This window comes from Variovorax sp. GW821-FHT09A10 (genome assembly GCF_059418385.1).
The window spans coordinates 1-18,666 of record NZ_JBWKPT010000016.1 but is presented as its reverse complement, the minus strand read 5'-3'; the positions used below and the strand labels follow the sequence as shown (position 1 = coordinate 18,666).

General features: G+C 69.4%; 15 protein-coding genes. 13 read left to right on the top strand and 2 right to left on the bottom strand.

All coding sequences use genetic code 11. From position 1 onward, the window contains the following. Positions 1 to 11: 11 nt before the first annotated feature. The gene (locus AC07Q9_RS30940; RefSeq protein ID WP_062473986.1) at positions 12 to 785 is read right to left on the bottom strand and encodes a ferredoxin--NADP reductase; all 774 of its coding nucleotides are present in this window, start codon (positions 783 to 785) and stop codon (positions 12 to 14) included. Between the two features lie 319 nt (positions 786 to 1,104). Between AC07Q9_RS30940 and AC07Q9_RS30935 the strand changes: the two genes are divergently transcribed. From AC07Q9_RS30935 to AC07Q9_RS30875, 13 genes are all read left to right on the top strand, one after another. Continuing rightward, positions 1,105 to 2,724, top strand: a complete 1,620-nt coding sequence (locus tag AC07Q9_RS30935; protein WP_495312891.1) for a 6-hydroxynicotinate reductase — start codon at positions 1,105 to 1,107, stop codon at positions 2,722 to 2,724. Positions 2,725 to 2,728: 4 nt separating this feature from the next. Next, entirely contained in the window at positions 2,729 to 3,631 is a 903-nt protein-coding gene (locus AC07Q9_RS30930) for a UPF0280 family protein (RefSeq protein ID WP_495312890.1), read from the top strand. Positions 3,632 to 3,652: 21 nt separating this feature from the next. Continuing rightward, positions 3,653 to 4,294, top strand: coding sequence for an amino acid synthesis family protein (locus AC07Q9_RS30925; protein WP_492733290.1), 642 nt, complete (start codon positions 3,653 to 3,655; stop codon positions 4,292 to 4,294). 41 nt (positions 4,295 to 4,335) lie between these two features. Then, complete coding sequence (locus AC07Q9_RS30920) at positions 4,336 to 4,920, top strand: amino acid synthesis family protein (protein WP_095949852.1); 585 nt, start codon at positions 4,336 to 4,338, stop codon at positions 4,918 to 4,920. Positions 4,921 to 4,979: 59 nt separating this feature from the next. Continuing rightward, entirely contained in the window at positions 4,980 to 6,185 is a 1,206-nt protein-coding gene (locus AC07Q9_RS30915) for an ABC transporter substrate-binding protein (RefSeq protein WP_495312889.1), read from the top strand. A gap of 81 nt (positions 6,186 to 6,266) precedes the next feature. After that, a complete protein-coding gene (locus tag AC07Q9_RS30910; protein ID WP_307589730.1) occupies positions 6,267 to 8,192 on the top strand; it encodes an ABC transporter permease in 1,926 nt (641 codons plus the stop codon). Continuing rightward, a complete protein-coding gene (locus AC07Q9_RS30905; RefSeq protein ID WP_447740080.1) occupies positions 8,189 to 8,980 on the top strand; it encodes an ABC transporter ATP-binding protein in 792 nt (263 codons plus the stop codon). The genes AC07Q9_RS30910 and AC07Q9_RS30905 overlap by 4 nt, the downstream gene beginning before the upstream one ends. Beyond that, positions 8,977 to 9,711 carry an ABC transporter ATP-binding protein gene (locus tag AC07Q9_RS30900; protein WP_492742301.1) on the top strand — a complete coding sequence of 245 codons (735 nt, stop codon included), beginning with the start codon at positions 8,977 to 8,979 and terminating at the stop codon, positions 9,709 to 9,711. Before AC07Q9_RS30905 ends, AC07Q9_RS30900 begins: the two co-directional genes overlap by 4 nt. A 34-nt stretch (positions 9,712 to 9,745) precedes the next feature. After that, complete coding sequence (gene pncA, locus AC07Q9_RS30895) at positions 9,746 to 10,474, top strand: bifunctional nicotinamidase/pyrazinamidase (RefSeq protein WP_495262030.1); 729 nt, start codon at positions 9,746 to 9,748, stop codon at positions 10,472 to 10,474. 69 nt (positions 10,475 to 10,543) lie between these two features. Next, the gene (locus AC07Q9_RS30890) at positions 10,544 to 11,704 is read left to right on the top strand and encodes an ABC transporter substrate-binding protein (RefSeq protein ID WP_495312888.1); all 1,161 of its coding nucleotides are present in this window, start codon (positions 10,544 to 10,546) and stop codon (positions 11,702 to 11,704) included. Next, positions 11,682 to 12,194 (top strand): (2Fe-2S)-binding protein, encoded by a 513-nt coding sequence (locus AC07Q9_RS30885; protein WP_495312887.1) that lies wholly within the window; start codon positions 11,682 to 11,684, stop codon positions 12,192 to 12,194. Before AC07Q9_RS30890 ends, AC07Q9_RS30885 begins: the two co-directional genes overlap by 23 nt. Continuing rightward, positions 12,191 to 15,934, top strand: a complete 3,744-nt coding sequence (locus tag AC07Q9_RS30880; RefSeq protein WP_495312886.1) for a molybdopterin cofactor-binding domain-containing protein — start codon at positions 12,191 to 12,193, stop codon at positions 15,932 to 15,934. Before AC07Q9_RS30885 ends, AC07Q9_RS30880 begins: the two co-directional genes overlap by 4 nt. A 65-nt stretch (positions 15,935 to 15,999) precedes the next feature. Then, positions 16,000 to 17,187, top strand: coding sequence for a fumarylacetoacetate hydrolase family protein (locus AC07Q9_RS30875; protein ID WP_495312885.1), 1,188 nt, complete (start codon positions 16,000 to 16,002; stop codon positions 17,185 to 17,187). A gap of 23 nt (positions 17,188 to 17,210) precedes the next feature. Here the strand turns inward: AC07Q9_RS30875 and AC07Q9_RS30870 are convergent. Next, positions 17,211 to 18,666: YifB family Mg chelatase-like AAA ATPase (locus AC07Q9_RS30870; protein ID WP_495312884.1), on the bottom strand; the 1,456-nt coding region annotated here is incomplete at its 5' end.

Here is an 18,666-nt window from a genome sequence, read left to right as displayed (position 1 = left end):
TTTGTCGGGTCTTACTTCTCGGCGAAGGCGCGTTCGACCACGAAGTCGCCTGGCGTGCTCGTGTTGCCTTCCTTGAAGCCGCGCTTTTCCAGGATGTGCTTCAGGTCGACCAGCAGGCCGGGGCTGCCGCACAGCATCACGCGGTCTTCCTCGACGTTCAGCGGGGGCAGGCCCAGGTCGTCGGTGAGCTTGTTGCTCTCGATCAGGTCGGTGACGCGGCCCTGGTTGCGGAACTCCTCGCGCGTGACCGTGGGGTAGTACAGCAGCTGCTTGGCGATCATCTCGCCCAGGATCTCGTGCTTGGGCAGGTGGTCGGTCACGAGGTCGTGGTAGGCCAGCTCGTCGACCTGGCGCACGCCGTGCACCAGGATGACCTGCTCGAACTTCTCGTACGTGTCGGGGTCGCGGATGATGCTCATGAACGGCGCCAGGCCGGTGCCCGTGCCGAACAGGTACAGGCGCTTGGCCGGCAGCGTGTAGTCGATGAGCAGCGTGCCGGTGGGCTTGCGGCCCACGATCACGGTGTCGCCCACCTGGATGTGCTGCAGCTTCGAGGTGAGCGGGCCGTCTTCCACCTTGATGCTCAGGAACTCCAGGTGCTCCTCGTAGTTCGGGCTCACGATGCTGTAGGCGCGCAGCAGGGGCTTGTTGTTGACCTTCAGACCGATCATCGTGAAATGACCGTTCGAGAAGCGCAGCGCCGGGTCGCGCGTGGTGGTGAAGGTGAACAGGCGGTCGGTCCAATGGTGGACGCTCAGGACGCGTTCTTCGCTGAATGCACTCATACGGAACTCAAGTGTTGGTTGAAGACAGAAAAGGGTGGCTGAGCCGAAATGCACGCCTTTGGGGCGTCCGCCATCGGCCGGCTAGCAACCCTGCATTGTCGTTGGTCGGAAAAACCCCGATGAACACCGCGAGAAAACACCATTGCAAGCATCGGGCCTGTTTGCTACATTGACCTTTGATGTAGTGAACGCAACATGAAAGTGTAGGGGATGCTACACAAACGAAAGCCGCCGCACAAGCACCTGCACGGCACGTTTGTTGCAAACCTCCGGGGCCTGAAGACCCGCTCCGACAGCACCACACCACGAGATCGCCCCGATGACTGAACACACCAAGACAGACGGACTGCCCGGCATCGACATGCCCCTGGTCGCGCAGGCCGGCGGCGCCGCCTTCGGCAAGGCGCCGCCGCGCAACGAGAAGATGAGCACCGCCAAGGTCGAGTGCAACGCCTGCCCGGTGCTGTGCCAGATCTCCGACGGCCGCACCGGCGCCTGCGACCGCTACGCCAACCGCCAGGGCGTGCTGGTGCGCGTCGATCCGGTGGTGCTGCTGCGCCGCACGCTCGCCAGCGAACAGCCGGCGCTCGTGCCCTTCGACCGGCCCGGCGCGGAAGTGGCCGAGGCAGACGCGACGCCCGACTGGAACGGCGACCTGCTGCACGCCGACGAGGTCTTCGTCACCGGCGTGGGCTCGTCCACCACCTACCCCGACTACAAGCCCGCGCCCTTCATCGTGGCCTCCAAAGCCCAGGGCGTCGACATGGTCACCGTCGTCACCGAAGGCATCTTCAGCTACTGCAGCTTCAAGGTGAAGATCGACACCGACCGCTTCCTGGGCGCCGAGCAGGCCAACGTGCGCTACAAGGGCGAGGTCGTGGGCCATGTCACCACGGCCGAGTACGGCTCGCAGATGCTGTCGCTGGGCGGCGTGCACCACCTCACGGGCGGCAGCAAGAAGGAAGGCCGCATGACGGCCGAGCTCATGCAGCTGCTGGGCAACAAGCAAGCGGTCGAATGCACCATCGACGGCGGCGCCAGCCTCGTCATCCAGGCCGGCAAGGCGCCCATCGTCAACGGCGTGGAAGAGCAGCGCATGCGCGTGGGCTGCGGCTCGGCGGCCGTGGGCATCTTCGCGCGCCAGTTCGCCGGCGTGGCCGACGAGGTGGTGGTGGTCGACGACCACATCACCGGCGTGCTCACCGAGCACCAGGCCGGCCGCTGCCTCGACATGACGCCCTCGGGCATCCAGATGCTGGGGCGCAAGTCGACGCCGGGGCGCTACTTCCAGGTCGCGAACCCCGGCAACGGCTGGGGCGGCACCGACATCGCCGACCCGCTGGCGATCATCGAAGGCTGGGAAGAGGGCGTGGCCCGCCCCGGCCTGCGCCTGCTCATGACCTCGACCACCGGCGAGCACGCGCAGTGGTACGTGCTCGACGAGGCCCTCAAGCCCATCGAGCAGCCCATGCCGCCCGAGGTGCGCCGCATCGTCGACCGCATCGGCGAGAACTGCGAGCCCTCGCTGTGCACCGTGCTGTTCCTCGGCGGCGCCGGCGGCAGCCTGCGCGCGGGCGTCACCGAGAACCCGGTGCTGCTCACGCGCGCCATCAAGCGCGCGCTGGTCAATGTGACGTGCGGCGGCGCGCCGGCCTATGTGTGGCCCGGCGGCGGCATCACCGTGATGGCCGACGTCATGCGCATGCCCGACAACAGCTTCGGCACCGTGCCCACGCCGGCCATCGTCGCGCCCATCGAGTTCAGCATGCGGCGCGACGACTACGAGGCGCTCGGCGGGCACATGGAACACATCTTCCCGCTCGAACAGGCGCTCGCGCGCGGTGCGTGGCAGGAAGACGGCGCACCGCTGGCGCGCCAATGGCTCGTCATCGACGATGCCAATCCGTGGCCCCTGGGTCATGCCCCCATGCTGGGCTGAAACCATGTCCGCTCAACGCACGGCGCTCGACGCGGGCCGCTGGCATTTCAACCACGGCCCGATCGACATCGTGGCCGAAGCGCACGGCGACCCGTACGCCGTCGCCGCCGCGCACGACGCGGCCTGGGCGCGCTTCGGCCATGTGCTCGACGAACTCGTGCGCGAGCTGCCGCAGCTGCGCCTGCCCGTGACCGCACGCCAGCGCCCGCGTGGCGTCGTCGCGCGGCGCATGTGGGACGCCTGCGATGCGTTCTCGCCGCTGTTCCTCACGCCCATGGCGGCCGTGGCCGGCAGCGTGGCGCAGGAACTCATCGCCTTCTACGACCGGCCCGGCATCGAGCGCGCCTGGATCAACAACGGCGGCGACATCGCGCTGCACCTCGCGCCCGGCCACACGGCGCGCGTGGGCCTGTTCTCCGACCTCGCGCGCTTCGACTGGCGCGACAGCGGCATGCTGACCACCGACGGCCAGTTCGAGCTGCACGCCGACCAGCCGGTGCGCGGCGTCGCCACCAGCGGCTGGCGCGGGCGCAGTTTCTCGCTGGGCATCGCCGACAGCGTGACGGTGTTGGCCGCCACCGCGGCGCAGGCCGACGCCGCCGCCACCGTGATCGCCAACGCCGTCGACGTGCCTGATGCCGCCATCCAACGCCTGCCCGCCAGCGCCTGCAAGGACGACAGCGACCTCGGCGACACCCTCGTCACCGTCGACGTGCCGCCGCTGGCGCCCGCGCAGGTGCACCATGCACTCGATGCGGGCGCGGCGTGCGCCCGCGTGCTGCAGAAAAGGGGGCTCGTGTGGGCCGTTCTGCTCGTTTGCCAGGGGCAGTGGCGGCGGGTGGAACCCTTATGCTCGAAGTCGCTGGACATCGCGCTGCCAGAAGCAGTTGGTTCAGTATTTGCTTAACGAAAAGCAAGGTTCTTTTTCATGATCGAAATCCGTCGCGTCTTCACCCATGTCGAGTACATCCACCACGAGTTCGGCCCGCGTGCCGAAACCCCGCTGGTGCGCGGTGCCATCGGCGCGGTGCTGACCAATCCTTTCGCGGGCCGCTACGAGCCCGACATCCTGCCGATGATGGCGCTGCTCGACCCCGTGGGCGTCGACATGGCGCACCAGCTGCACGCCGCCATGGACGTGCCGCTCGAGCAGATCGCCACCTACGGCAAGGGCGCCATCGTCGGCGCCGACGGCGAGCTGGAGCACGGCGCGCTGTGGCACGTGCCCGGCGGCTACGCCATGCGCGAGCTGCTCGGCTGGAAGGGCAGCCGCGCCGCCTACACCGCGGGCAAGGCCGAAGAGAAAACCGGCCAGCCCGGCAACGCGCTGTCGATCGTGCCCTCGACCAAGAAGGTCGGCCCGCCCGGCGCCGCGCTCGACGTGCCGCTCACCAACATCAACGCCAGCTACGTGCGCGGCCAGTTCGATGCCATCGAGGTGCGCGTGCCCGGCGCGCCGATGGCCGACGAGATCGTCTTCATCCTCGCGATGAGCACCGGCTACCGCGTGCATGCGCGCGTCGGCGGCCTGCTCGCCAAGGACATCAGCAAGTGGGACGGCCTGCGCTGACCGCACAAGACAAGAGACAAGACAACAAGGAACACACAGACATGACCGCCAACATCCGCAAGCTCGTCATTCAAGTGGACGAAACCCGCAAGGAAATGGGGCAGGACGTGACGCCGCCCACGCGCCGCGCCGTCGCCATCGCCGTCATCGAGAACCCGTACGCCGGCCGCTACAGCGAGAACCTCGACGAACTCATCGCCATCGGCGAAGAGCTCGGCGCGCTGCTGGGCCAGAAGGCCGTGAAGGCGCTGGGCATCGAGCCCGGCCAGGCGCAGAGCTACGGCAAGGCCGCCATCGTCGGCGAGCGCGGCGAGCTGGAGCATGCCGCCGCCATCCTGCATCCCAAGCTGGGCGCGCCGCTGCGCGTGGCGGTCGAGAAGGGCGCCGCGCTCGTGCCTTCGGCCAAGAAGCAGGGCACGCTGGGCACCGCCATCGACGTGCCGCTGGGCCACAAGGACGCCGCCTTCGTGCGCAGCCATTTCGACGCCGTCGAGGCCCGCGTGAGCGACGCGCCGCGTGCCAACGAGATCGTCGTGGCCGTGGCCGTCACCGACAGCGGCCGCCCGCTGCCGCGCGTCGGCGGCCTGCAGGTCAGTGAAATCAAGGGCGAAGACGGTCTTCGCTGACCTGTCATTGCATCGTCACCCGCATCGTGTTTTCTGTTCGAACTTCTAGGAGCTTCCCGATGAATCCATTGCGCCTTGCCTTCTGCGCCGCTTCCGTCGTCACGCTGGCCACCGCCCTCGTCCCCGCGCATGCGCAGGGCGTGATCAAGATCGGCGAAATCAACAGCTACAAGGCGCAGCCCGCCTTCCTCGAGCCCTACAAGAAGGGCATGGAACTGGCGGTCGACGAGATCAACGCCAAGGGCGGCGTCAACGGCAAGAAGCTGGAGCTCATCAGCCGCGACGACAACGCCAACCCCGGCGACGCCGTGCGCGTGGCCGAAGAGCTCATCTCGCGCGAGAAGGTCGACGTGCTGGCCGGCGCCTTCCTGTCGAACACCGGCCTGGCGCTGACCGATTTCGCCAAGCAGAAGAAATTCTTCTACCTCGCCGCCGAGCCGCTCACCGACAAGATCGTCTGGAGCAATGGCAACAAGTACACCTACCGCCTGCGCCCCTCGACCTACATGCAGGTCGCGATGCTGGTGCCCGAGGCCGCCAAGCTCAAGAAGAAGCGCTGGGCCATCGTGTACCCCAACTACGAGTACGGCCAGTCGTCGGTCGCCACCTTCAAGACGCTGCTCAAGGCGATCCAGCCCGACGTCGAGTTCGTCGCTGAGCAGGCGCCGCCGCTGGGCAAGGTCGATGCGGGCAGCGTGGTGCAGGCCCTGGCCGATGCCAAGCCCGACGCCATCTTCAACGTGCTGTTCGGCGCCGACCTGTCCAAGTTCGTGCGCGAAGGCAACACGCGCGGCCTCTTCAAGGACCGCGAGGTCGTGAGCGTGCTGACTGGCGAGCCCGAATACCTCGACCCGCTGAAGGACGAAGCGCCCAACGGCTGGGTCGTCACCGGCTACCCCTGGTACGGCGTGAAGACCGCCGAGCACAAGGCCTTCAACGACGCCTACCAGGCCAAGTTCAAGGACTACCCGCGCCTGGGCTCGGTGGTGGGCTACAGCGCCATCTACTCGATCGCCGCCGGCGTGAAGAAGGCCGGCAGCACCGACACCGAGAAGCTGGTCGCAGCCTTCAAGGGCCTGCAGGTCGACACGCCCTTCGGCAAGATCAGCTACCGCGCACAGGACAACCAGTCCACCATGGGCGCGTACGTCGGCAAGACCAAGAACGACGGTGGCAAGGGCGTGATGGTCGACTACGTCTACCTCGATGGCGCCAAGTTCCAGCCTTCGGATGACGAAGTGAAAAAGATGCGCCCTGCGGACTGACCGCACGGCTCCTGCAACGCGTCCGCCGCCGCTTCTTGAGCGCGGCGGGGCGCGGTGTCTCCAGTTTCCTCAGGGTCCCTCATGAGCTTTTCAGGCTTCGTTGTTCAGTTGCTCAACGGGTTGGCTGGCGCGTCTTCGCTGTTTCTGGTGGCGGCCGGCCTCTCGTTGATCTTCGGCGTGACGCGCATCGTCAACTTCGCCCATGGATCTTTTTTCATGGTGGGCATCTACACCGCGTACACGCTGGTCGAGAAGCTCGGCCCGAGCGTGGGCTTCTGGCCTGCGCTGTTGATCGCCGCGCTCGCGGTGGGCGTGCTGGGTGCGCTCATCGAGGTGCTGCTCTTGCGTCGCATCTACAAGGCGCCCGAGCTCTTCCAGCTGCTGGCCACCTTCGCGCTGGTGCTGGTCATCAAGGACGCGGTGCTGTGGCTCTGGGGCCCTGACGAACTGCTCGGCCCGCGCGCGCCGGGCCTGAAGGGCTCGGTCGAAATCCTCGGGCGCCAGTTTCCTTCGTACGACCTGTTCCTGATCGTCGTCGGCCCGCTGGTGCTCGGCCTCGTGTGGCTGCTGCTCACGCGCACGCGCTTCGGCACGCTGGTGCGCGCCGCCACGCAAGACCGCGAGATGGTCAGCGCGCTGGGCGTGAACCAGGCCTGGCTCTTCACCGCCGTGTTCGCGCTCGGTGCGCTGCTCGCAGGCCTGGGCGGCGCGCTGCAACTGCCGCGCGAACCCGCCACGCTCGAGATGGACCTGAACACCATCGGCGCCGCCTTCGTCGTCGTGGTGGTCGGCGGCATGGGCTCGCTGCCCGGCGCTTACGTGGCCGCGCTGCTCATCGCCGAGATCAAGGCCGTGTGCATCTGGCTGGGCGTGGTGCAGATCTTCGGCATCGACGTGTCGTTCTCCAAGCTCACGCTGATGGTCGACTTCCTCGTGATGGCCATCGTGCTGGTGTGGCGCCCCTGGGGTCTGTTCGGTCGGCCGCAGGCGCCGAGCCGCTATGTCGGCATGCAGGAAGAGCCGCTGCGCCGCCCGAGCACCGCCTACATCGTGGCCGCCGCCGGGCTGGCGCTGGTGCTGGCCGCGCTGCCGCTGCTGACGGCCGGCTCGCCCTACACCACGGTGCTGATGATCGACCTGCTGATCGCCGCGCTGTTCGCCACCAGCCTGCACTTCATCATGGGGCCGGCCGGCATGCACTCCTTCGGCCACGCGGCCTACTTCGGCCTCGGGGCCTACGGCGCGGCGCTGCTGGTGCGCGCGCTGCACCTGCCGATGGAGCTGGCGCTGGTGGTCGCGCCGCTGGTGGCCGCGCTCGGCGCCTTCGTCTACGGCTGGTTCGCCGTGCGGCTGTCGGGCGTCTACCTGGCGATGCTCACGCTGGCCTTCGCGCAGATCACCTGGGCCGTCACCTACCAGTGGGACAGCTTCACGGGCGGCAGCAACGGCCTGACCGGCGTGTGGCCCTCGGAGTGGCTGTCGAACAAGCAGGTGTACTACTGGCTCACGCTGGTGCTCGTGGGCGCGGGCGTGTGGTGGCTGCGCCGCGTGCTGTTCTCGCCCTTCGGCTATGCGCTGCGCGCGGGCCGCGACTCGGTGCTGCGCGCCGACGCCATCGGCATCGACGTCAAGCGCATGCAGTGGGCGGCCTTCGTCATCGCCGGCACCGTGGCGGGCCTGGCCGGTGCGCTCTATGCGTTCTCCAAGGGCAGCATCTCGCCCGAGAGCCTGTCGGTCGGCAAGTCGGTCGACGGCCTCGTGATGGTGCTGCTGGGCGGCATCCAGACGCTCGCGGGCCCCGTGGTCGGCGCCGTCACCTTCACCTGGCTGCACGACACCGTGGCGCGCAACACCGACTACTGGCGCGCGATGCTCGGCGCCATCATCCTGATCCTGGTGCTCTTGTTCCCGCAGGGCATTGCCGGGTCGATCAAACAGCTCGTCGATCGCTGGCGCGCACCGAAGCATGATGAAGCAGACGCCAAGCTCAAGGAGGTGAAGGCATGAGCCTCCTCAAAGTCACCAACCTCGGCAAATCGTTCGGCGGCGTGAAGGCCGTGGACGGCATCAGCTTCGAGCTGCCGCCCGGCGAACTGCTCGCGCTCATCGGCCCCAACGGCGCCGGCAAGTCCACCACCTTCAACATGGTGAACGGCCAGCTCAAGGCCGACCAGGGCTCGATCACGCTCGACGGCCACGAGCTCGTGGGCCGCAAGCCGCGCGAGATCTGGCGCAAGGGCGTGGGCCGCACCTTCCAGATCGCCGAAACTTTTGCCTCGCTCACCGTGGTCGAGAACGTGCAGATGGCGCTGCTCTCGCACGACCACAAGCTGTTCTCGATGTGGCGCCGCGCGGCCGACCACAAGCGCGACGAGGCGCTGGCGCTGCTCGACCAGGTCGGCATGAAGGCGCAGGCCGACCGGCCCTGCAGCGTGCTGGCCTACGGCGACGTGAAGCGCGTCGAACTCGCCATCGCCATGGCCAACTCGCCCAAGCTGCTGCTCATGGACGAGCCCACGGCCGGCATGGCGCCCCAGGAGCGCAACTCGCTCATGGCGCTGACCAAGGACCTCGTCATCCAGCGCGGCATGGCCGTGCTCTTCACCGAGCACAGCATGGACGTGGTGTTCGCGTACGCCGACCGCATGATCGTGCTGGCGCGCGGTCGCCTCATCGCGCAGGGCAAGCCGCTGGAGATCCGCGACCACCCGAAGGTGCAGGAGGTGTACTTCGGCAGCGGCAAGACCTTCGAGAAGATCGCCGAAAAGGCCGCCGCATTGGGAGTTGCCGCATGAGCACGCATGAACCTCTTCTCCAGGCCAAGGCCCTGTGCGCCTGGTACGGCGCCGCGCAGATCCTCTACGACGTCGACCTCGAAGTGCGGCGCGGCGAAGTCGTCGCGCTCATGGGCCGCAACGGCGCGGGCAAGTCGACCACGCTCAAGACGCTGATCGGCATGCTCACCAAGCGCCGCGGCGCCGTGCGCTTCCTGGGCCACGACATTTCGAAAAGCGAGCCGCACCACGCGGCGCGCCTGGGCCTGGGCTTCGTGCCCGAAGACCGGCGCGTGTTCACCGACCTCACGGTGATGGAGAACCTCGAGGTCGGCAAGCAGCCCGCGCGCCAGTGGGCCGACGGCACCGCCGCGCCGCTGTGGACGCCCGAGCGCCTGTTCCAGTTGTTCCCCAACCTCGGCGAGATGCCCAACCGCCCCGGTGGCCGCATGAGCGGCGGCGAGCAGCAGATGCTCACCGTGGCGCGCACGCTGATGGGCAACCCGTATCTCGTGCTGCTCGACGAACCCTCCGAGGGCGTGGCCCCCGTCATCGTCGAGCAGATGGCCAACATGATCCTCGAGCTCAAGGCGCAGGGCGTGAGCATCCTGCTGTCGGAGCAGAACATGCACTTCGCCGAGCTGGTCTCCGACCGGGCCTATGTGCTCGAGAAGGGGCAGATCCGCTATCACGCCACGATGGCCGAGTTGGCGGCCAACGAAGAAGTGCGCAGGGCTTACCTCAGCGTCTGACCGTTTCCTTTCCTCAACCACCGGAGTCCACACCATGCATCGCAGAACCGTCTTGAAGTCCGCCGCTGCCCTGGGGCTCGCCGGCAGCCTCGGCAGTTTCGGTCTCTCGTCCGCTTTCGCGGCCGGCAAGATCAAGCCCGGTGGAAAAGCCGCGCTGATCGTGGTCGATGTGCAGAACTGTTTTCTCGACGGCGGCACGCTCGCGGTGAAGGGCGGCAACGAGGTGATCCCGGTCATCAACGCGCTGGCGCCCGCGTTCCAGAACATCGTCGTCACGCAGGACTGGCACACGGCGGGCCATGCCTCCTTCGCCAGCACCTACAGCGGCAAGAAGCCCTTCGAGACCACCAAGCTCAATTACGGCACGCAGGTGCTGTGGCCCGACCACTGCGTGCAGGGCACTGAAGACGCCGCGCTCGGCAAGGAGCTCAAGGTGCCGACCGCGCAGCTCATCATCCGCAAGGGCTTCCACAAGGACATGGACAGCTACTCCGCCTTCGAGGAGGCCGACCACAAGACGGCCACCGGCCTGGCCGGCTATCTCAAGGCGCGCGGCATCAAGACCGTGTTCGTCACGGGCCTGGCCACCGACTTCTGCGTGGCCTGGACCGCGATGGATGCGCGCAAGGCCGGCTTCGAGGCCTACGTGATCGAAGACGCCACGCGCGGCATCGACCTCAACGGCTCGCTGGCCGCCGCCTGGAAGCAGATGACGGCCAAGGGCGTCAAGCGCATCCAGTCCGGCGACATCCAGGCCGGCTGACGACGACGAAGTCCGCGGCGCCGCCGCGGCAACACCCTCCGACGACAACAACAAAGAGACAGACGACGCATGAAGCTTTCGATTTCAAGGCGCACCCTGGTGGCGGGCGGCGCGGCCCTGGCCCTCGGCCCCGGCCTGCTGCGGCCGGCACGCGCGGACAACGGCGTGACCGACACGACCATCCGCATCGGCCAGTCGGCCGTGTTCAGCGGCCCGGCGAAAGACTTCGGCGTCGACTACCGCGCGGGCATCCAGCTGTACTTCGACCGCGTCAACAAGTCGGGCGGCATCCACGGCCGCAAGATCGAACTCGTCACCTACGACGACGCCTACGAGCCCGCGAAGACGGCCGTCAACACCGCCAAGCTGATCGACGAGGACAAGGTCTTCGCGCTCACCGGCTACGTCGCCACGGGCAACCTCGCGGCCGCGATGCCGCTGGCCGAGAAGGCAGGCGTGCCGATGTTCGCGCCGCTGGTGGGCACCACGTCCTTCCGCACCAAGACCAACCGCTACCTGTTCCACGTGCGCGCGGGCTACGACCTGGAACTGCGCAAGATCATCAGCCACCTCTCGACCCTGGGCATCCAGTCGATCGCCGTGGTCTACCAGGACAGCGCCTTCGGCAAGTCGAACCTCGCCACCTGCGAGCAGCTGGCCGCCGAGTACAAGGTGAAGGTGGTGCAGACGCTGCCCATGGCCATCGCGGCCGAGGACGCCAAGCAGGTGATCGGCGGGCTGGCCGAGGGCCGCCCCGGCGCCGTCGTGATGATCATGGCCGGTCGCATGACCGAGGTCTTCATCCGCGACTACCGCGCGAGCGGCGCGGCCGCGCCGCTGTACACGCTGTCGGTCGGCATCACCGATGCGGCCGGCTCCGCCAAGCGGCTGGACGGCAAGCTCGCCGGGCTGGTCACGGCCAGCATCGTGCCGCCGCCCGGTGCGCAGCGCGTGCCCATCGTGGCCGACTACCAGCGCGACCGCGCCGAGTTCGGCCAGAAGATCGACAGCTACACCGCGCTGGAGGGCTACATCGTCGCGCGTGTGATGGCCGAGGGCCTGCGCCGCGCGGGCAAGGCACTCACGCGCGACAGCTTCATCGCCGGGCTCGAGAGCATCGGCAGCACGCGCTTCGGCGACTTCCCCGTCGACTACAGCGCGAAGAACCACAACGGCTCGACCTTCGTGGACCTGGAGATGTACACCCGTGACGGCCAGTTGCGGCGCTGAGCCGCTGCACCTGCAGGTCAACGGCCGGGCGCACACGCTCGCCGGCGTGCCGCGCGAAGCCACGCTGCTGCACCTGCTGCGCAACGACCTGGGGCTCAACGGGCCCAAGTACGGCTGCGGGCTCGGGCAGTGCGGCGCGTGCACGGTGCACGTCGACGGCGTGGCCGCGCGGTCCTGCGTGATTCCGGCGCATGGCGTGGCGGGGCGCCACATCACGACGTTGGAAGGCCTGGGCATGCGCGGGCGCTGGCATCCGGTGCAGGCCGCGTTTGAAGACGCGCAGGCTGCGCAGTGTGGCTACTGCCTCAACGGCATGGTCATGCAGGCGGCGGCGCTGCTCGCGCGTGACCCCAACGCGAGTGAGGCGCGCATCCGCAGCGAGCTCTCGGGCAACCTGTGCCGCTGCGGCACGCACATCGAGATCCTCGACGCCGTGCAGCGTGCCGCCGTGCGCCTGCGTGCGGCCCCGCCGGACGCCCCCGCCGCATGACGCGCCGCGCCGACCTGCCGCAGACGCGCGCGGAATTCCTGGCCGCCGACGGCGTGCTGCTGGTGGTGCGCGAAGCGCCGCCCCCGCCGCCACCGGCCAAGGGCCAGCCCGCCTTCATCGCCAGCCACCCCAGCGAAGGCGACGAGGTGCTGCTCGCGCTGTGGGACGACGGCAGCGTCTCCGCGCTCAACGGCCACGTCGACCTGGGCACCGGCATCCAGACCGCGCTGGCGCAGATCGTGGCCGAGGAGCTCGACCTCGGCATGCCCTGCGTGCGCATGATGCTCGGCGACACCGCGCGCGTGCCCAACCAGGGCGCGACCATCGCGAGCGCGTCGATCCAGATCCACGCGCAGCCGCTGCGGCTGGCCGCGGCGCAGGCACGCGCGTGGCTGCTCGCGCGCGCGGCCGAGCGGCTGGGCGTGGCCGTCGATGCGCTGCAGGTGCGCAACGGCGTGGTGCGCGTCGCGGAGACGCCGGACCGGCACATCAACTACGCGGACCTCGTGGCGCACCAGCGCACCGTGCTGCGCCTGGACCTCGACGCGACACCCAAGAACCCCGCCGACTACCGCCTCGTCGGCACGCGCCAGGCGCGCGTCGACATCCCGGCCAAGCTCGCGGGCGACCTCGTGTTCGTGCACGACATGCGCGTGCCCGGCATGCTGCACGGCCGCGTGGTGCGCCCGCCGTACGCGGGCGCGGACCACGGCGAGTTCATCGGCAACACGCTGGAGTCGGTCGACGAAGCGTCGATCGCCCACATCCCCGGCATCCGCGCCGTGGTCGTGGTGCGCGACTTCGTCGGCATCGTCGCCGAGCGCGAGGAGCACGCCGAGCAGGCGATGCGCGAGCTGCGCGTGACCTGGAAGCCCTGGCCCGGCATGCCCGACCTGCGCGACGTGGCGCAGGCCCTGCGCGACAACCCGTCGACGCAGCGCCTGCTGGTCGACGAAGGCGATGTCGACGGCGCCATGGCCGCCGCCGCGCAGCCGATGCAGCGCACCTACGTGTGGCCCTACCAGATGCATGCGTCCATCGGCCCCTCGTGCGCGCTGGCCGAGTGGCAGCCCGCCGACGGCAGCGGCATGCAGCTGCGCTGCTGGGCCGGGTCGCAGAACCCGCACGTCCTGCGCGCCGATCTTGCGAAGTTGATGGGCGTGGACGACGTGCATGTCGACGTCGTGCGCATGGAGGCCGCGGGCTGCTACGGCCGCAACGGCGCCGACGACGTGGCGGCCGATGCCGCGCTGCTCGCGCGCGCCGTGGGCGCGCCGGTGCGCGTGCAGCTCTCGCGCGAGCAGGAGCATGCGTGGGAGCCCAAGGGCGCCGCGCAGCTCATGGAGATCGACGGCGGGCTCATGGCCGACGGTCGCGTCGCCGCCTACGACTTCGAAACCTCTTATCCGTCGAACGGCGCGCCCACGCTGGCGTTGCTGCTCACGCGCACGGTCGAGCCCGTGGCGCAGGCCTACGAGATGGGCGACCGCACCGCGCGCCCACCGTACCGCTACGACAACCTGCGCGTGAAGGTCAACGACATGGCGCCGATCGTGCGCGCCTCGTGGCTGCGCGGCGTGTCGGCGCTGCCGAGTTCGTTCGCGCACGAGTCGTACATCGACGAGCTGGCCACGGCGGCGGGTGTCGACCCCGTGCAGTTCCGCCTGCGGCACCTGGACGATCCGCGCGCGGTCGAGCTCGTGCAGGCCACCGCGCAGAAGGCCGGCTGGCGCATGCGCACCGGGCCGCAGGAGAACGCCGACGGCGGGCTGGGCGAAGGCGGCGACATCCTCTTCGGCCAGGGCTTCGCGTACGCGCGCTACATCCACAGCAAGTGGCCGGGCTTCGGCGCGGCGTGGGCCGCGTGGGTGGCCGATGTGGAAGTCAATCGAAAGACCGGCGAGGTGCATGTGCGCCGCGTCGTGGTGGGGCACGACGCGGGCTTGCTGGTCAATCCGGCGGGCGTCGAGCACCAGGTGCATGGCAACGTGATCCAGACCACGAGCCGCGCGCTGATGGAAGAGGTGAAGTTCGCGCCGCAGCAAGGTGCTGCTGCTGGCGGTGCGCAGTTGCCGGGCGTATTGCCGACCGGCGTGGTCGCGAGCCGCGAGTGGGGCAGCTACCCGATCCTCAATTTCCGCGACGTGCCGGTGATCGAGGTGATGCACATGCCGCGCCCCGGCGAGCCCTCGCTGGGCGCGGGCGAGTCATCGTCGGTGCCGGGCACGGCAGCGATCGCGAATGCGATCTTCGATGCGACCGGCGTGCGGTTCCGCTCGCCGCCGTTCACACCCGAGACAGTGCTGGCCGAGTTGAACAAGGTTTTGCTCCCTCCCCCTCTGGGGGAGGGCGGGGGTGGGGGCGAGCGGCGCTGGAGTGGTGACGCTGCCGTGCCCCCATCCCAACCTTCCCCCAGAGGGGGAAGGAGCAATGCACCGTGGCCTCAGCGCAAGGGCCTATGGGCCACCGGCGCCGCGCTCTTCATCGGCGGCCTCGGCGTCATCGCCGGCCTGCTCGGCTGGCGCTCGGCCATCGCGCCGGTGTCGCTCAGCGCACCGGTCTACAGCGAGTCCACCATCGAACGCGGCCGCGTGCTCGCCGCGCTCGGCGACTGCGCCGTGTGCCACACCGCGCCGGGCGGCGCACCCAACGCCGGTGGCCGCGCGATGGACACGCCCTTCGGCACGCTCTACACCACCAACCTCACGCCCGATGCCGAGACGGGCCTGGGCCGCTGGTCGTTCAGCGCCTTCCAGCGCGCGATGCGCGAAGGCGTCTCGCGCGACGGTCACCACCTGTACCCCGCGTTCCCCTACACCGCCTTCGCGAAGACCAGCGACGACGACCTGCAGGCGCTCTATGCGTACTTCATGTCGATGCCGGCGGTGCGTGCACCAACGCCCAAGTCCGAACTCACGTTCCCGTTCAACCTGCGCCCGCTGATGGCCGGCTGGAACGCGCTGTTCCACGACCCCGCGCCGCTTCCGCCCGTGCCCACGCAGAGCGCCGAATGGAACCGCGGTGCCTACCTCGTCAACGGCCTGGGCCATTGCGGCGCCTGCCACACACCGCGCAACGCGCTCGGCGCGGAGCAGGGCGGCAGCGCGTTCCTCTCGGGCGCGATGGTCGATGGCTGGGAGGCGCCCGCGCTCACGCAGCTGTCGAAAGCCGCCGTGCCGTGGGACACCGACGCGCTGTACCGCTACCTGCGCAATGGCCACTCGCCGCGCCACGGCATCGCGGGCGGCCCGATGGCCGAGGTGGTGCGCGAACTCGCGCAGGTGCCCGACGCCGACGTGCGCGCAATGGCCGTCTACCTCGGCTCGTTCAATCCCGAGCCGGTCGCGCAGCCGCAGGCGCTTGCGCAGCAGGCCATCGACAACGCGGCGCGCACGCAAGGCCAGCTGCTCGGCCCCGCGCAGCGCATGTTCGACAGCGCCTGCGCCTCGTGCCACCACGACGGCGACGGCCCCACGCTGCTGGGCGTGAACACGCCGCTCGCACTCAACAGCAGCCTCACGAGCACACGGCCCGACAACCTGCTGCGCACCATCCTCGATGGCGTGCGTGCGCCCGCGCACCGCGACATCGGCTTCATGCCCGCATTCCGCGACGCGCTCGACGACCGCCAGATCGCCGACCTCGCCGGCTACATGCGCGCACGCTTCGCGCCGCAGGAAGCGCCGTGGACGAACCTGCCCGCCGAGGTGGCGCGCGTGCGGGCCACGCCGGGCCACTGACACACGGCGGTTCCCGAGGCGCGGCTACGATGGCGCGCAGACCCTATTCACGGAGACACAACGCCATGCCTTTGGACCTTTCGACCGCTTCCAGCCTGCCCCGCGACGCCGAGCGCGCCACCCTTGTCGGCCGCCTCTGGCAACCCGGCGTGGGCCCGGTGCTGGTGGCCGTGCAGGGCGATGGCCTGCACGACCTGTCGAAGCTCGCGCCCACCATGAGCGACCTGCTCGAAGGCAAGGGCTCGCCAGCCGAAGCCGTGCGCGCGGCATTGCAAGCGGGCACCGCGCCGCGCATCGCCGCACTCGATGCCGTGCTGGCCAACAGCGACGAAAGCACGCGCGACAGTGGCCAGCCCTGGCTGCTCGCACCCTGCGACCTGCAGGTCGTGAAGGCCAGCGGCGTGACCTTCGTCGCGAGCCTGCTCGAACGCGTGATCGAAGAGCAGGCACGTGGCGATGCCTCGCGCGCCGAGGCCACGCGCGCGGCCATCGGCGATGTGCTCGGCGACAACCTCGCCGACATCGTGCCGGGCTCGCCCGAAGCGATGAAGGTGAAGGACGTGCTCATCGCGCAAGGCATGTGGTCGCAGTACCTCGAAGTGGGCATCGGCCCCGACGCCGAGGTCTTCACCAAGGCGCCGGTGCTCGCGGCCGTGGGCACGGGCGCCGACGTGGGCATCCACGCGGACTCGGCCTGGAACAACCCCGAGCCCGAGGTCGTGCTCGCGGTGAACAGCCGCGGCGAGACGCTGGGCGCCGCGCTCGGCAACGACGTCAACCTGCGCGACTTCGAAGGCCGCAGCGCGCTGCTGCTGGGCAAGGCCAAGGACAACAACGCCTCGTGCGCCATCGGGCCGTTCATCCGCTTGTTCGATGCGCACTTCGGCATCGCCGATGTGCGGCGCATCACGGTCGCGTTGAATGTGACGGGCCCCGAGGGCTTCACGCTCGAAGGTTCGAGCTCGCTGTCGAAGATCAGCCGCGATCCGCTCGACCTCGTGGCGCAGACACTCAACCGCCACCACGCCTACCCAGACGGTTTCATGTTGTTTCTGGGCACGATGTTCGCGCCGACACAAGACCGTCACGGACCGGGGCAAGGGTTCACGCACGTCGTGGGCGACTACGTGCGCATCGCGGCCCCCGAGCTGGGTGCCCTGAACAACCGCGTGGTCCATGCCGACCAGGCGCCGCGCTGGCGCTACGGCATCGGGGCGCTGATGCGCAACCTGGCCGGACGCGGCCTGCTGTAACCCGCCAGGGCGCGTGGCGCTGTCTACGCGCCGCTGCGCAGCGCCCGCCGGTACTGCACGGCTTCGGCCACGTGCGCGACCTCCACCGTGTCCGCGCCCGCCAGGTCGGCGACCGTGCGCGCCACTTTCAGCACACGGTGCGTGCTGCGCGCCGACCAGCCGAGCTTGTTCGCGGCGCTGAACATGAACTGCCGCGCCGGCGTGTCGAGCGCGGCATGCGTGTCGATGGCGCTGCCTTGCAGCGACTGGTTGGGCGTGCCCTGGCGCCGCATCGCGCGTTCGCGCGCGGCGATCACGCGGGTGCGGATGCTGGCGGTCGATTCGCCGGGCGGCGCGTCGAGCAGCAGCTGCGCCGGCACGGCGGGCACCTCGATGTGCAGGTCGATGCGGTCCAGCAGCGGGCCGCTGAGCTTGCCCTGGTAGCGCAGGATCTGGTCCGGCGTGCAACGGCAGGCCTTGGCCGTGGTCGTTCCGAGGTAGCCGCAGGGGCAGGGGTTCATCGCCGCGACCAATTGGAAGCGCGCCGGAAATTCCGCGCGCCGCGCAGCCCGCGCGATGGTGATCGTGCCGGTCTCGAGCGGTTCGCGCAGTGCCTCCAGCGCGGCGCGCGCGAACTCGGGGAATTCGTCGAGAAAGAGCACGCCGTGGTGCGCCTGCGAGATCTCGCCGGGCCGGGGCGGCGAGCCGCCGCCGACCAGCGCCACCGCGCTGGCCGTGTGGTGCGGCGCCGCTGTCGGCCTGCACATCCAGCGCCCGGTGGCGAAGCGACCGCCCAGGCTCGCGATGGCGGCGCTTTCGAGCGCCTCGTCGATGCCCATCGGCGGCAGCAGGCCGGCAAAGCGCTGCGCGAGCATGGACTTGCCCGAACCCGGTTCGCCCACCATCAACAGGCTGTGGCCGCCGGCCGCGGCCACCTCCAGCGCGCGCTTGGCGCTGGCGTGGCCCTTGACGTCGGCCAGGTCGGCGTAGTGCGGCGCGGCGTCGCCGGTCGCGGGGAGCACGCGGGTCCAGCCGTCGTCGGGGCCCTCGGGCGCGGATGCGGCGGCGTCGCGGTCGCTCAGGAACTGGCGCACCACGTCCAGCAGGTGCCGGGCGCCGTAGACCTCCCCGCCGGGCACCAGCGCGGCCTCGCGGGCGCTGTCCATGGGCAGCACCAGCCGCGTCGCCACGCCGCGCGTGTGCAGGGCCAGGGCCATCGCCAGCGTGCCGCGCACGGGGCGCAGCTCGCCCGACAGCGACAGCTCGCCCGCGAACTCGTGGCCGGCCAGCCGGGCGTTCTCGATCTGCCCGCTGGCCGCGAGGATGCCCAGGGCGATGGGCAGATCGAAGCGGCCCGAATCCTTCGGCAGGTCGGCGGGTGCGAGATTGACGACCGAACTCAAAGTAGCATCATCAAATGAGTAAGGTGTTGGATTCCGCCAATCTCTGACCCTAGATTTCCGTCGAATACTGACCCACCCGCTTTGTGAGCCTGAAGGC